We start from the raw sequence: 13,764 nt of genomic DNA, 5'->3' as shown, positions 1-13,764 counted from the left end.
TACGCCCCTTCAAAGAGCCTTACGCCTCAGCAGTCAGCAGGTACGTTAGTTTTACTCGTTGTCCAGAGTAATGATGCCGTAGCTCCAGCCCTTACGGCGGTATGCCGCAGCCGGTGCGCCGGTCTCGCTGTCAATGTACAGGTAGAAGTCGTGGCCGACCAGTTCCATACGGTCAACAGCTTCTGCGGGAGTCAGACGCTCACCCTTGAAGCTCTTGTGGCGAATCTCGATGGGAGATGCGGCTTCGTCGGCGAGGGTGACCTCGCTGTTGTCGAATGCTGCTTCTTCAACCGGAACATCCGGCAGCAGAATCTCGGTAATTGCTTCGGTAACCACGGGAATCGAGCCGGTAGCGTCCGCCACGGAGACGGGGTGCTTGCCACCGCGCTTGTGCAGCTTGCGGCGGTCACGTGCACGGCGCAGACGCTCCAGGAGCTTGCCGTAGGTTTCATCGAAGACCGCGAACTTGTCGTGACCCTGGGCTTCGGAACGGAGGACAGGGCCGGTACCAACAACGGTAATCTCAACGCGGATGGACTCGCCACCCAGGTGACCGTCCTTGCTGAACTTGACGTCAATGTCCTTCACGTTATCGCCGAGCTGCGCGAACTTCTGAACCTTGTCGTTCACGTATTCTTCCAGGCGTTCGGTGACCTTGATATTGCGGCCGTAGATGTTGACTTCCACGATCATTCCCTCCAGGTTGGGGGCTTATACCGCGTCCGGTTGGACCCGGTACGGGGGTTCGACTCCAATGCCGTTCCCTTGTATTTATTTTAGTACGAAACATGGTTTATATCACTAGATATGACAAATATTTAGCCCAAATAATAGCTATTCGTCGGTCTGCGAACTTTAACAGCTAAAAATCGTGTATCTCTTGCAACTAACTACAAGAAACGCTATATCTGAGCTTTTTTCGGTACCGCAGCCACCGCACACACACCCAGCACCAGCGACCCCGCATCCTGTAGCACACGCGTCATCTCGGAGGCGGTCGCACCGGTAGTCACCACGTCATCACAGATAACACTCACCCGACCCGCACACAGGGCAGGCTCCATGACGCGCAAGGCACCGTGCATGCGCTCGGCACGACCCACAGCGCCCAGGCCCTTCTGCTCGTTCTGCGCACCGGAAATCGCATCAGAAATAATGGAGGCGCCGCTCCCCCGCCGCGTGCGAGGAGCGTACCCGATAACGTCCACAGCGCGCACCCGCACCGAGGCGGGTAAACGCCGGTTGAGCTGACGCACCGCCTCCTGCGCCAAAAGATTCGCCGGCGCATAGCCGCGGCGGCGCACACTCTGCGCAGACGACGGTGCCGGAACCAACAGAACCTCAACCGGCGCAGAAGAACCGTGCTGAATCTCAGCCCGGCGAGCGCGCAGAAGCTCATACACGCTACGCGCCAAGCCCTCGCCCAGCAGGGGCAGCAAATCAGTGCGGCCGGCGTTCTTCAACGCCAGCAGCGCACGCGGCATGATCCCCTCATAACGGGATGCCGCACGCATCTCAGGGGCACCTCCGCCAGTAGCGCAGTCGCCAGAAGACAGAGGCTGCAGAACCTGCACTCGCTCAACCTTAGCCAACGCCGAATGCAACTGCGGCAGACACGCCTCACACAGCGGAGTGCCGGAACCATAGGCAACCGGCACCGCACAGCACGGGCAAGTGCGCGGCATCAGAACCTCGCCCAAAGACCCGCCGGCGCTCTTGAGAGCACCCGCAAGCCCGGTCAGAGACTTGCTCAAGGACCCGTTCACGGGCTCGTTCAAACCACGCTGTCCTGAACTCACCGAAAGCAACCTTTCCGCGCGCTATACCCGGTGCCCGAGGCTAACCGGCGTAACTAATCTCGTGCAGGGTCGTATCCAAACGGATCCAGCCGCGCTCCTCCATCAGGTAGCACGAACCGTCAGAACGGTGGGCAATAATGTTCGACGTATTATCCGCCGTCGAAATGGTCATCACACCATCCAAACGGTCCAGCTTCGTCTCTTCACCGCTGAGGGAAATCACCTCAGACTCACCGTTCTTCACGTTCACCACCACGACACTCTGGTCGCCAGCCCAACGAGCATTACGCGGAGTCACCGAAGAGCTCAAACGCACCATCTCCGTCAGACGCAGAGGCTTGCCGGCATCATCACGCACAATACCGGAAATAATCACAGCCGACGCGCCCTCAGTAGACGCCACAATCGCCATGCGCGCACCATCGTGAGAAACGTTCACGCTCGTAAAGCTCAAATTACGCTGCCACGACAGACCAATATCCACGCCGCGCTCGCGCTCATTCGCATCCTCAGAGTCCGGCTTGAACGCACGCACAACACCCGTACCATCGGCAGCCCACACCCAACCGTACGCGTCAAAACTGGGGGCAGTCAGCGCGGTACTCTGCCACACGCGGCGGGCAGTACCCTGATACACCGTGTACAGGCTCGCGGCATCATTCGCCAAGCAGGCGTAAACATCCGCAGTGTAGCCCATCGCCGGGGAGCTCAACTGGTTCACGCCACGCAGAAGCAGCTGCTCGCCCGCATTGCTCATATAATCATCACGCGCCACCATCTGGCCGTTCGAATTAATAGCAACCGTGCGGGCAGGAACACCCGGGTTCAGCTTCACCGCAGAGAAGCCGCTCGGTGCATTCTCAGGAATCAAAGTACCGTTGTAGAACACCTCGGTCTTACCCAGACCGGAGAAGTTCTCCAAACCGTGCATAATCTGCTCACGCACACGCGCCAAACGGTTATCGTCCAGGTGCTCACCCGAGAGGCGAACCAGCACATCCTGGTTATCGCTCATGTTAGCGGTCTCAAGGCTCATCGACTCGTTCAACGCCGAGAACGCAACATCCTTCAGGTAGGACGCCGGGCCAGCCATCAGCGTACGCACCAGCAACTCAAAATAGCGGTCCGTATGCGGGAACCAACGAATATCCGGCACAGCATAACGGAACGCACGATCATAGAAGTACAGGCGGCACGGGCTAAACACGCGCTCAAACTCGGCACCATCCAGCCACAGACCATCCGGGCAGGAGCTAATACGCCACTGGTTATCTTCCATAACCATGGTGAAGTCCTGAGTTTCAGTCTGAGCCTCCGGGAAGGTGCTCGTAATACCCTGACTATTCACAGTCGCCGTCTGCTGGAAACGCACATGGTAGGTACCCTCGGCAGCTCCACTATCGTCACTGCGAGGCTGCACCGTATTACGGTACACGCGAGTCGTACCCATAGGATTCCAACGGCGCGCAAAAGAAGAACTCAAATACTGGCGCGCCACAGCATAATTCTCAATGCTATCCACACCAGCACGCACGAAGCCCTCAATAATCGCCTCGGGGGTAGCACCCGCCAGCGGTCCCGGCGCACGCGCCGGAGAAGTATTAACGCTCTTCACGTCCAGACCGCTGCTGTGCTGAGTCACTCGATCGTTCGAAGGAAGACCCGCGCAAGAGCTCACGAGCGTCGCCAAAGACACCGCGCCCCAAGACAGCGCGGCGCGTCGAGAAACAATAGCCCTGTGAGCCATGGAGGTCTTAACCTTCCTCTACGAACAAAGACAAACAATCGCCAACTACCGTTGCAGGCCATCGCAACACGGTGAAAAGATGACCACAGCGAAATAGCAACACCGTGAAAACATATCTGCATTGATTGTACTGGGTGAACAGTGCAAATACGCAAGGATAAGCGTAAATACAGCCGAGCAACACCAACGCACCGATATATGACAGAAGCCTAAAGCCTCTCCCCGTTTGAACCCCTTAGAGCTCGCCCTCAAGGTTCGCTCGAGGAGCAATATTGGGCAGCGTATCCTTCGCGGTCGCCGAACGATGCGCACTCACCTCAGGCTCACCCGTCACCAAAACCGGCGACTCGCCCAAAGGCGCACCGTGAATTAGCGGCAGGTTTATCGTGAAGCAGGCACCGCGGCCCTTCTCGCCCCACGCCTCAATCGTGCCGCCGTGCAGACGCACATCCTCAGCAGCAATCGACAGCCCCAGACCCGTACCGCCCAGGGTGCGCTTACGTGAAGTATCAGCACGCCAGAAACGGTTGAACACCTGAACAGCCTCATCCTCAGACAGACCGATACCGTGGTCACGCACCGCAACACCCAGGTTCGTGGCATTCGCACCCACGTACACGTCAATCGGGCGGGACTCGCCGTGCTCAATCGCGTTGTACAGCAGGTTACGGAGCACACGCTCAATACGCACGCGGTCCATATCAACCATGATGCTCTCATGGCTCGTATGCACGTTCAGCTTAGTATTCGTGCGCTCCAGGTGCGGCAGAGCCTCCTGCAGAATATTCGACAGCACACGCATGAAGTCTTCAGTGTCGATGGTCAGCATTGCGCTACCGGCATCGAAACGAGAAATCTCCAGCAGGTCAGAAAGCATCGACTGGAAACGATCCACCTGATCGTGCAGAAGCTCCACGGTGCGGCTCTGCGTGCGCTCCATCTCGTTACGCGTATCGTACAGAAGCTCCGTACCCAGACGAACCGTCGACAACGGAGTACGCAACTCGTGCGAAACGTCAGAAACGAATCGCTGCTGCAGAGTCGACAGACGCTCCAGCTGAACAATTTTCTCCTGCAGCGAGTCAGCCATCAGGTTGAAGGAATAGCCCAGACGCGCCGCCTGGTGCTCACCGTGTACAGACACACGCTGATCCAGATCGCCAGCAGCCAGCTTCTCCGCCGTAATAGCGGTCTGCGTAATCGGGCGGACCACAAAACGAGTCACAATCCACACCACAGAAAGCACCACAGTAAGCAGTGCGCAGAAACCGCCAAAAAGAACAAAGTTAATATGCGCAATCGTGGCGGAAGAATCCGTCATATCGTACACAAGGAACAAACCGTAATTAGGGTTCTGAGAAATAGAAATATGTGTACCAACAATAAGCACCGGATAGGTACGCTCACGATTATTTTCGACAGTAGTCACCGTAGACGTCTGCCAGAAAATACCCTCTTTATCGCGAACAGTTTGTTTGAAATCATTCGGAATACTCGAAGAATTCAAAGAATTATTACTGCTCTGCTCAGGAATAAAACCCTGCTTACCTTGACCTTCCAAAGGCACAAGAATCCAATTGCGCTTACCCGAGCTACCCGCATCCAGCACGGTCAGGGTACGGCTCACATTACGGCGAATTTCGCTGTCACTACGGGCCTCAGAGGAGTCCAGCACGCTCTGAACGTTACGGAAACCACTCTCCGATTCCGCCAGCGCCTGACCCTTCTGATTCTCAAAAAGACTCGTCGCAATCTGGCTCGACAAGGACCAACCCACCATCAAGAAGCTCAGGAACATCATGATGCCCGCAGTACCCAAAGCACGGAACTGCAGAGATTCCTTCCACAAACGCTGAGCGCGCTGCATCAGGCTCCTACTACTCTGCTTTTTCGCCTTACGCGGCTTGGAAGTGCGGGTACGCGAAGAGGCGGAGGCTACCGCCTCCGCCGTCAAAGCGCCGTGCTCATGGCTCGACTTCGCAACAGACAATCAGGTTATCCCTTCGCCTATGAATAGGTTCCGATTAGCTACCGGAAGATCCCACCAGCTCGGTCGGAATCTTATAGCCAACGCCACGAACCGTCTGAATAAAACGATCCGCACCCAGCTCATCAAACTTAGCGCGCAAACGCTGGACGTGCACGTTTACCAGCGAATCGCTCACATCAGTGTAACCCCAGACCATATCCAGCAGTTCCTGACGGCTCAACGCCTGACCCGGGTGGCGCACCAGCGCAGCCAACAGATCAAACTCCAGAGGAGTCATCGGAACCTCAGTGCTGTGGTACTTGACGGTACGGCCGTCCATATCCATGACAATATCGCCAATAGACACCACCAGCTGGCGGCTCTCACGCGGACGCAAACGGGTACGAATACGCGCCAACAATTCAGCGTGCTTAAAAGGCTTAGCAATGTAATCATCAGCGCCAGCCTCAAGACCCTTAACAACATCTTCAGTGTCGCTTTTAGCGGTCAACATAATAATCGGCACATTAGAAGAACGACGAATTTGCTGGCACACTTCAATACCGTTCATGCCAGGAAGCATCAAATCCAAAAGCACCAAGTCGGGAGTGGAACGCATAAAAGTTTCAAAAGCGCGTGCACCATTTTCGCAAAAAACAGCGTTAAAGCCCTCTTGCGCGAGCACGAGGCCAATCATTTCCGCCAGAGCATCATCGTCATCAACCACCAAAATGGTGTGTGCATCGCTTGCGCTCACAGTACCTCCCTAAAGAATTGTCGTAAATACTTGCATAAAAATGCTGATTATCTAATCATACCGCGCACTCAGCCAATGCACGGGCACACTCTGTCACACGAGCCAGGGAAGCCGTGGCATCCAGCACACTCACTGTGCCCGAGACCAACCCAGCAGACGCGGAACCGCGCTGAATACGCTCATCGGGCATCAAACCCACCGCACTCAGCTGAGCAGATTCAAGACCAACCTCACGCCACAGGCTGTACAGGCGGCGCACCTGATCCGGAACCCGCGCAGAGGTCACCACTGGTAGCCACAGCTGAGCCTGCGCCTCCAGAAGCTGCGCCACGGGCTCCCACGAACGCGGGTCGCTCAGCGGCGGAACCTGCAGCATGCCGGGGCCCTTCGGACGAGCACGGTCGGGGTGCAACAGCAAAGCGCAGGGGGCGGCGCCCTCAACACGCATCGCCTTCACAAGGGCCAATGCATCAAGGGCAGGGCGGGACTGGCTCAGCAGCTTCAGCTCCTGCACAGGTTTAAGCGCGGTGCCATCCACGTCCAGGATGAGTTGCAGATTCAACTCGGCGAAACGCTCCGAGATACGGCGGTACACCTGCTGATAGTAGTGAGGTTGCAAAGCCGGCAGGGAGCGGAAGCCACTCACCGTAGGGATGGCCCCCTCCATCAGACGCTGAAATTCGGATTCATCCAGCTGCACGGCAATCAGCGCCCGCGGAGCTTGCAGAGCCTCGCGCAGAGAACCCATCCAGCGTTCCAGGCCTTCCAGGAACGACTCCAGCAGGTCACGGCTCGCCCCTGCATCACTAATGGCACGCTCGCCGCCGGGCAGATAGATACTGGCGGCAAGAGTCAGCGGACCGACCAGCTGAATCTTATACGCCGGGGCGGAACCCTCAGCACTGGAAGTGAACCTCTTCTTCTGCGCACCCACACGGTCAGCGAGAAGATTGATATCCGAAAGCAGACGGTCCTGCGCCAAGGCAGACTCGCGTGCTCCCCTGCCGCCGCTATGCACCATGCGCCAGCCAAACGAGGCACCGTCAAAAGCAAGTCCCTCACACACCGCCAGGGTGCGTGCCAGAGGAGTACTCCGCCAGCCCAGCGCCGGCAGATGCGGCAAGAACGGCAGGTGCGGGGCACCCATCTCCCCTTCCACTCGAGACATTGCTTCGCCCAAATCATCGCCGGGAAAATCGCCCAGTCCGCTGGCGCGCACCGGCGGACGCTCCGTAGCGAGCGCGGCGAGGTCCTGTTCGGTCAGTTCGTCCCCTTCGGGGGCACGGTACTCACCGGGCAGTAGCAGGCGCTCCGGCGTCGGTTCAGTACGGACGTTCTGGCGGCTGGAAGATTGAGCGGGCATAGGAGTGTGTCCAGAGGGGTCAGATGGAGTACAGGTTCAAACGCAATGATGCGAAAGTTGCGCGGTACTAGCCTTCGGAGTTCTCGGCTTCAGTTGCCTCGCCGTCCTGCTCAGCCTGCTCGTTTGCGATGCGCACGTGGTGGCGAATCACCTCAGAAATAATGAAGTTCAGGAACTTCTCCGCGAATTCCGGGTCCAGGCTGGATTCCTTCGCCATGGCACGCAGGCGAGCAATCTGTGCCTCTTCACGGCCAGGATCGCCAGCGGGCAGGTTGTGCTTAGCCTTCAGGACGCCCACGCGCTTGGTCGCCTGAAAACGCTCCGCGAGGATGTGCACCAGCGCTGCATCGAAGTTGTCGATGGAGCGGCGCATGGCGAAGAGCTCCTCGTAGACCTCCGGTGCGACTTCATCGCCCATGGAGGTGGCGTGGGGGTCAAATTCGCAGGAAGTGTTTTCGGGGGTCATCGGTTTCTCCTCGGATCGGTTGTGGTCTTCTATGCGGCTGCGGCTGCGGCAACGGGGCGGGAACAGCTGAGTGTGGCTATTTTGAGCGGCTAGTCGGCGCTGGTTGAGGCACCGGCAGACAGGGTTTCCTGAATGTCTTCGCGGTCCAGCGAGTAGGCGCGGGCGATGGTGGACTGGCCCAGCACGCGGGTGCCCTGGTAGAGCACCATGGTCTGCCCCGGTGCCACGCCGGAGAGTGGGTCCAGTAGGCGCACGACGGTTTCCAGGCGCAGCGCGCCTTCTTCTTCAGCTTCGGGGTCGGGTGCCCAGGTCATGTACGCCTTGGCGCGGACCGGGTCGGCGTGCGCACGCACCTGTGCGGTCACCTCGAACTCTTCGCTGCGAGCGCCCAGATGCGCGGGCTCTTCCAGGAAGCGTGCCGCCTGTTCCACGGGGACGCCCGCCCAGGTGGCGCGGATACCGCGGATTTCGTGCACGGCAAGCAGCTCGCGGGAGCCGACGATGACTTCGTTTTCCTTGGGGCGCACCTCCAGCACGAAGCGGGGCTTGCCGTCGGCGGCGGGGCGTCCCAGTGCCAGGCCCTTGCGCTGGCCTACGGTGTATGCCTGCGCGCCGGGGTGCTCGCCGAGCACCTCGCCGTGGGTGTCTTTGATGAGGCCGGGGCGCATTGTGATGTGGTCGCCCAGCCAGGCGCGGGTATCACCTTCGGGGATGAAGCAGATGTCGTAGGAGTCCGGCTTCTTCGCCACGGAGAAGCCGCGCTCTGCCGCCTCCGCACGTACCTGCGCCTTGGAGGGGGTGTCCGCCAGGGGGAACCAGGCGTGCTTGAGCTGTTCGTGGGTGAGCACACCGAGCACGTAGGACTGGTCCTTAGCCCAGTCGGCGGCGCGGTGCAGTTCGCGGTTACCGTCTTCGGTGGTGATGACGCGGGCGTAGTGGCCGGTCACTACGGCGTCGAAGCCGAGTGCGAGGGCGCGTTCGAGTAGCGCGGCGAACTTAATCTTTTCGTTGCAGCGCATGCAGGGGTTGGGGGTTCGTCCGGCTTCGTATTCGGAGATGAAGTCGTCGACGACGTCTTCCTTGAAGCGTTCGGAGAAGTCCCAGACGAAGAAGGGGATGCCCAGCTGGGAGCAGACGCGGCGGGCGTCCATGGAGTCTTCGAGGGTGCAGCAGCCGCGGGAGCCGGTGCGCAGGGTGCCGGGCATGCGGGATAGGGCTAGGTGAACGCCGACTACTTCGTGTCCTGCTTCTACGGCGCGGGCTGCGGCGACTGCGGAGTCAACGCCGCCACTCATAGCTGCAAGAATTTTCACTGCCTATCCTTCTGTTGTGTTGAGCCTCTAGGAACGTTCGGAGCGTACCCTGTGTGCGGGCAGACTTTCCGTTACTGTAGCTACCCATTGTACGCAGGGGCTCGGCGGGATATTGGGCAGTGCACCCTCAGCCAGCCCTCAGCGAACGCTGAGATTGCAGGCTGAGGGCGGTTCGGTATCTTCTCTTCTGGGATTTTAGTGCCAGCGGGAGGCGTCCGGCAGCTGCGAGGACAGTCCCGCCTTTGCAGCCTGTTCGTAGGCGGCGGGTAGTGCCGCGATGAGGCGCGCAATATCGGCTCCGGTGGTGGAGTGGCCGAGGGTGAATCGCTGGGCGCTGCGGGCGGTGTCTTCGTCCATTCCCATTGCCATGAGCACGTGGGAGGGGCGGGTCACCCCGGCGTTGCAGGCGGAGCCGGTGGAGCTGCTGATACCCTGCATGTCCAGCACGAAGAGTAGGGTGTCACCTTCGGCGTTTTCGAAGGTGAAGTGGGCGTTGCCGGGCAGTCGCTTCTGTCCGGGGTATTCTTCGGTGAGCGGGTTTTCGCCGCTCAGGTGTGCCTGCGGGATAAGCGCGCTAATTGCCGCAACGAGTTCGTTGCGTAGCGCGGCGATGCGGGCGGATTCTTTGTCGAGGTGCTGTACCGAGTGCACGGCGGCCTCTGCGAAACCTGCGATGGCGGGCGCGTCGATGGTGCCGGAGCGTACGGAGCGTTCCTGACCGCCTCCGTGAAGCACGGGGGTCAGCTGCACGGCGCGGGTTGCGACCAGCGCGCCGATGCCCATGGGGCCGCCAATCTTGTGGCCGGAGATTGCGAGGGTCGCCACGCCGCTGGCGTGAAAATTAATGGGGACCGCGCCGAAAGCCTGCACCGCATCCGAGTGCACGGGAATGCCGTATTCGGCGGCGATAGCAGCGATTTCGGGAATGGGCTGTACGGTACCTACCTCGTTGTTCGCCCACATGACGGTCACGAGCGCGACGTCTTCGGGGTTCTTTTCGATAAGTTCGCGGACGGTCTGCGGGTTGACGCTACCGTGCTCGTCTACGGGGATCCATTCGAGCTGCGCGCCCTCTGCCTTTTCGAGCCATTCGCAGGTTTCTTCCACAGCGTGGTGCTCAATGGAGGAGACGAGAATTCGGGTGCGCTGCGGGTCTTCTTCGCGGCGCTTCCAGTAGATGCCCTTGACTGCGAGGTTGTCCGCCTCGGTGCCGCCGGAGGTGAAAATAACCTCGGCGGGGTCCGCTCCAACAGCGCGGGCGATGCGTTCGCGGGCGTATTCGACGGTGGCGCGGGCATCACGTCCGGTAGCGTGCAGGGAGGAGGGGTTGCCGCCGTTGCGCATCTGTTCGACCATCGCGTCGATGGCTGCGGGAAGCACGTCGGTGGTGGCGGCATGGTCGAGGTAGACGCGGCCGTTCTGACGGTTGGTTTCTGCGCTCATGGTTCCTCCTGCTGGGTTGTTCGGCGGTTTTTCGCCTCGCTTATTTTATCGCGCTCTATCCGCGCTCTTCTAGGTGTGTTCACCTGCGGCTGGGTCGGCGAGCGCTACTGCCCCGGGACGCTCAATGCTGGTCGGGGGCTGCGCGGTACACTTAGGAACGTGTTCAAGATTCTTTTCTATACCCCTGAGATTCCGGGCAATACCGGCAATGCTATCCGTTTGGCGGCGATTACTGGCGCTGAGCTGCACCTGGTGAAGCCGCTGGGTTTTAACTTTGATGATGCGCATCTGCGCCGCGCGGGTCTGGATTATCACGATCTGGCGGTAGTGACAGTGCATGAGACCCTTGAAGATGCGTGGCAGGCTCTGGCTCCGGAGCGTGTTTTTGCGTTCACGACGACCGCTTCGACGTCGTATGCGGATATTGAGTACCGTCCCGGTGACGTGTTCATGTTTGGTCCGGAGTCGGTGGGTCTGCCCGCTGAGGTTCAGCAGGATCCGCACGTGAGCGAGCGTGTGAAGATTCCGATGAAGCCGGGTCGCCGTTCGCTGAACCTGGCTAATTCTGCGTCCATTGCGATTTTTGAGGCGTGGCGTCAGAACGGTTTTGAGGGAGGCGCTATCTAGCATGGCTGCAGCACACCATAATCTGCCGGGGCCTCTGGTTCAGCAGATTCTGGAGACGCGCCCTCCCCTGGCTGAGCAGATTCGCCAGGATCCGCAGAATAGGGAGTTCACGGAGCAGGGTTGGGAGCCGGTTTATTCGGCGTCACCTCATGCTCGTATTGTGGTGATTGGTCAGGCGCCTGGGCGTGCCGCGCAGGAGAGCCGTATCCCGTGGAATGACCCGAGCGGCGTGAAGTTGCGCGAGTGGATGGGCGTGACGGATGAGCAGTTCTATAACCCCGACCTGATTTCGCTGTTGCCGATGGATTTCTATTACCCGGGTAAGGGCGCGCACGGCGATAACCCGCCGCGTAAGAATTTCGCACCGAAGTGGCATCCGCAGCTGCTCGAGCTGATGCCGGATGTGCAGCTGATTCTGCTGGTGGGGGCTTACTCTCAGAAGCACTACCTGGATGGTGTACACGCCCCAAAGGCGCAGAGGAACCTGACGGAGACGGTTCGTGCGTGGGAGTCTTATCTTCCTAAGTTTCTGCCGCTGGTGCATCCTTCGCCGCTGAATTTTAGGTGGCAGGCGAAGAACCCGTGGTTCGAGCAGGAGGTTATCCCGGCTTTGCAGAAGCGCGTGGGCGAGGTTCTCGAGGGCCTCTAACCTGCCCCTATCTGCAACACCAATACAGTTTGCTGTACTAACGAAAGAAGCTCCCACCCCGCATATGGGTGGGAGCTTTCTTTCGTTACACCATGTGGCGCTCTTTTGAAGTTAGAGTTACTGAACGGTAGAGCCGGCTGAGCGGGTGTTTCCCAACCGCGTTTCTACCTGTTCAGAGGCAGAGTGCGTTTTACTTCTGGCTGTTTACTTCTGGCTGTCGGCGTCGCCCAGGGTCACGGTGATGTCATGGGTGGAGGAGCCGCGCTTAATCTTCAGCTTCAGATCAGAGCCTGCCGCCGCGGCACGCACGGTACCGTTAAGCTCGTCGCTCTTGGTCACGGCGTGACCGTCGGCTTCAATCACGACGTCGCCGGATCGCAGGCCTGCTTTCGCGGCGGGGCTGTTAGATTCTACCGAGGCAATTTCAACGCCACCGGGGATGAGCTTGGACGAGCCCGAACCGGTGTCCGCGGGGCTGTTCTTTACGCTCGCGCCCAGGTAGCCGTGGGTTGCCTTACCCTTGGCAATGATCTCGGAGGAGATGCGCTTGGCGTAGTTGGAGGTAATGGAGAACGCCATACCGTCGGCGGTGCCGCCGTCCTGGCTTGCCTGACCCTGCGCGTTAATGCCGACCAGTTCGCCCTTGAGGTTCACCAGCGGGCCACCGGAGTTACCGTGGTTGATGGGCACATCAACCTGAATCATGGGGATGTAATTCTGACCCTTCGCATCGGCGGGTTGCACGCGGTTGACGTTCGAGACTACGCCGGCGGTCACCGATTCGCTACGACGATACGGCGCGCCGAGGGCAACCACGGCTTCGCCGGAGACCAGCTTGGAGGAGTCGCCCCAGGTGATGGGTTGCAGGTCCAGGCCGGAGGGGTTAATCTTCAGAACCGCCAGGTCAGCCGCAGAGTCCAGGCCCACCACGGAAGCGGTGCGTACGGTACCGTCGCTCAGGCGCACCTCAATGGTGGATGCAGCACTGGAAGATGCGAGGGTGACCACGTGGTGGTTGGTGAGGATGTGGCCGTCCTTATCGAGGACAACGCCGCTACCGCCGCCGGAGGTGGAGCCGCTCGACGCCATGATGGTCACGGTGGAGGGCAGGACCTTCTTCGCGGTTTCTGCTACGCCGGCCACGGTGGAGGAGTTGCTGATATTGGAGCTCACGGAGCCGCGCGAAGAGGAGCTAGAGGAGCTGTTATTCGATGCTGCGATGCCGCCTCCGACGCCCGCGCCAACGCCGCCACCGACGAGGGCTGCGAGCAGAGCTGCGGTGAGCACAACGCCAGCACCGTAACGCTTGTTGTTATCGGTGTTCTGGGGTGCAGACTGCGCCGACGCAACCTGCGCGGCAGCGGCCTGGGGGTAGGTGTATCCGGGAGAGGCGTATGCCTGCGGGTATGCGTTCTGACCCTGCTGGTAGTTTGCCTGTCCGCTCACGTTCTGCAGGGGACGGGTTGCATCCGTGACGCCGTCATTGCCGCCGTAAGACCATCCGTTGTTCTGAGTCATAAGTTCTCCTAGAGTCGCGCGTGTGCCTCACCCTGGGCGCACGCTATCTTTCTACTGTAGAGGGTGTTTTATGGCGTTCTATATTTTTTTGCTGTTGGTTATCGGGGAGTTCC

The 13,764-nt window shown here is 59.6% G+C and carries 12 protein-coding genes; 2 read left to right on the top strand and 10 right to left on the bottom strand.

The genetic code is table 11. The features are described from left to right. Positions 1–51 precede the first annotated feature (51 nt). The 9 genes from raiA to QZ540_RS02560 form a co-directional block, all read right to left on the bottom strand. The gene (raiA, locus tag QZ540_RS02600; protein WP_012903212.1) at positions 52–693 is read right to left on the bottom strand and encodes a ribosome hibernation-promoting factor, HPF/YfiA family; all 642 of its coding nucleotides are present in this window, start codon (positions 691–693) and stop codon (positions 52–54) included. A gap of 209 nt (positions 694–902) precedes the next feature. Continuing rightward, positions 903–1,799, bottom strand: a complete 897-nt coding sequence (locus tag QZ540_RS02595; RefSeq protein ID WP_294627511.1) for a ComF family protein — start codon at positions 1,797–1,799, stop codon at positions 903–905. Between the two features lie 40 nt (positions 1,800–1,839). Then, the gene (locus QZ540_RS02590) at positions 1,840–3,546 is read right to left on the bottom strand and encodes an LpqB family beta-propeller domain-containing protein (RefSeq protein ID WP_294627510.1); all 1,707 of its coding nucleotides are present in this window, start codon (positions 3,544–3,546) and stop codon (positions 1,840–1,842) included. 235 nt (positions 3,547–3,781) lie between these two features. Further along, positions 3,782–5,536, bottom strand: a complete 1,755-nt coding sequence (gene mtrB / locus QZ540_RS02585; protein ID WP_294627509.1) for an MtrAB system histidine kinase MtrB — start codon at positions 5,534–5,536, stop codon at positions 3,782–3,784. 34 nt (positions 5,537–5,570) lie between these two features. Then, positions 5,571–6,272 (bottom strand): MtrAB system response regulator MtrA, encoded by a 702-nt coding sequence (mtrA, locus tag QZ540_RS02580; RefSeq protein WP_012903206.1) that lies wholly within the window; start codon positions 6,270–6,272, stop codon positions 5,571–5,573. Positions 6,273–6,327: 55 nt separating this feature from the next. Further along, the gene (locus tag QZ540_RS02575; protein WP_294627508.1) at positions 6,328–7,635 is read right to left on the bottom strand and encodes a methionine synthase; all 1,308 of its coding nucleotides are present in this window, start codon (positions 7,633–7,635) and stop codon (positions 6,328–6,330) included. A gap of 67 nt (positions 7,636–7,702) precedes the next feature. Beyond that, on the bottom strand, positions 7,703–8,101 hold the full coding sequence (locus tag QZ540_RS02570) for a chorismate mutase (RefSeq protein WP_049356519.1): 399 nt from the start codon (positions 8,099–8,101) through the stop codon (positions 7,703–7,705). Positions 8,102–8,190: 89 nt separating this feature from the next. Then, the gene (gene mnmA / locus QZ540_RS02565) at positions 8,191–9,414 is read right to left on the bottom strand and encodes a tRNA 2-thiouridine(34) synthase MnmA (protein WP_102033361.1); all 1,224 of its coding nucleotides are present in this window, start codon (positions 9,412–9,414) and stop codon (positions 8,191–8,193) included. A gap of 195 nt (positions 9,415–9,609) precedes the next feature. Next, entirely contained in the window at positions 9,610–10,857 is a 1,248-nt protein-coding gene (locus QZ540_RS02560; protein ID WP_294627504.1) for a cysteine desulfurase family protein, read from the bottom strand. 159 nt (positions 10,858–11,016) lie between these two features. On the opposite strand from QZ540_RS02560, the gene QZ540_RS02555 reads away from it, so the two are divergent. Both QZ540_RS02555 and QZ540_RS02550 read left to right on the top strand, forming a co-directional pair. After that, on the top strand, positions 11,017–11,484 hold the full coding sequence (locus QZ540_RS02555) for a tRNA (cytidine(34)-2'-O)-methyltransferase (RefSeq protein ID WP_294627502.1): 468 nt from the start codon (positions 11,017–11,019) through the stop codon (positions 11,482–11,484). A gap of 1 nt (position 11,485) precedes the next feature. Further along, entirely contained in the window at positions 11,486–12,133 is a 648-nt protein-coding gene (locus QZ540_RS02550) for a uracil-DNA glycosylase family protein (RefSeq protein WP_294627500.1), read from the top strand. A gap of 204 nt (positions 12,134–12,337) precedes the next feature. Here QZ540_RS02550 and QZ540_RS02545 read toward each other — a convergent pair whose 3' ends face one another. Then, positions 12,338–13,651, bottom strand: a complete 1,314-nt coding sequence (locus QZ540_RS02545; RefSeq protein ID WP_294627498.1) for a S1C family serine protease — start codon at positions 13,649–13,651, stop codon at positions 12,338–12,340. Between the last annotated feature and the right edge of the window lie 113 nt (positions 13,652–13,764).

The sequence above is a fragment of the uncultured Rothia sp. genome (assembly GCF_916049665.1).
In the GTDB taxonomy this organism is placed as follows: Bacteria; Actinomycetota; Actinomycetes; order Actinomycetales; family Micrococcaceae; genus Rothia.
The sequence above is the reverse complement of the archived record's forward strand: the minus strand, read 5'-3'. Positions and strand labels throughout refer to the sequence as shown.

What these genes read in the sequence shown, in the direction of transcription:
- raiA (WP_012903212.1), bottom strand. Translation starts at nt 693, where the DNA reads ATGATCGTGGAAGTCAACATCTACGGCCGCAATATCAAGGTCACCGAA.
- QZ540_RS02590 (WP_294627510.1), bottom strand. Translation starts at nt 3,546, where the DNA reads ATGGCTCACAGGGCTATTGTTTCTCGACGCGCCGCGCTGTCTTGGGGC.
- QZ540_RS02575 (WP_294627508.1), bottom strand. Translation starts at nt 7,635, where the DNA reads ATGCCCGCTCAATCTTCCAGCCGCCAGAACGTCCGTACTGAACCGACG.
- QZ540_RS02570 (WP_049356519.1), bottom strand. Translation starts at nt 8,101, where the DNA reads ATGACCCCCGAAAACACTTCCTGCGAATTTGACCCCCACGCCACCTCC.
- QZ540_RS02560 (WP_294627504.1), bottom strand. Translation starts at nt 10,857, where the DNA reads ATGAGCGCAGAAACCAACCGTCAGAACGGCCGCGTCTACCTCGACCAT.
- QZ540_RS02550 (WP_294627500.1), top strand. Translation starts at nt 11,486, where the DNA reads ATGGCTGCAGCACACCATAATCTGCCGGGGCCTCTGGTTCAGCAGATT.
- QZ540_RS02545 (WP_294627498.1), bottom strand. Translation starts at nt 13,651, where the DNA reads ATGACTCAGAACAACGGATGGTCTTACGGCGGCAATGACGGCGTCACG.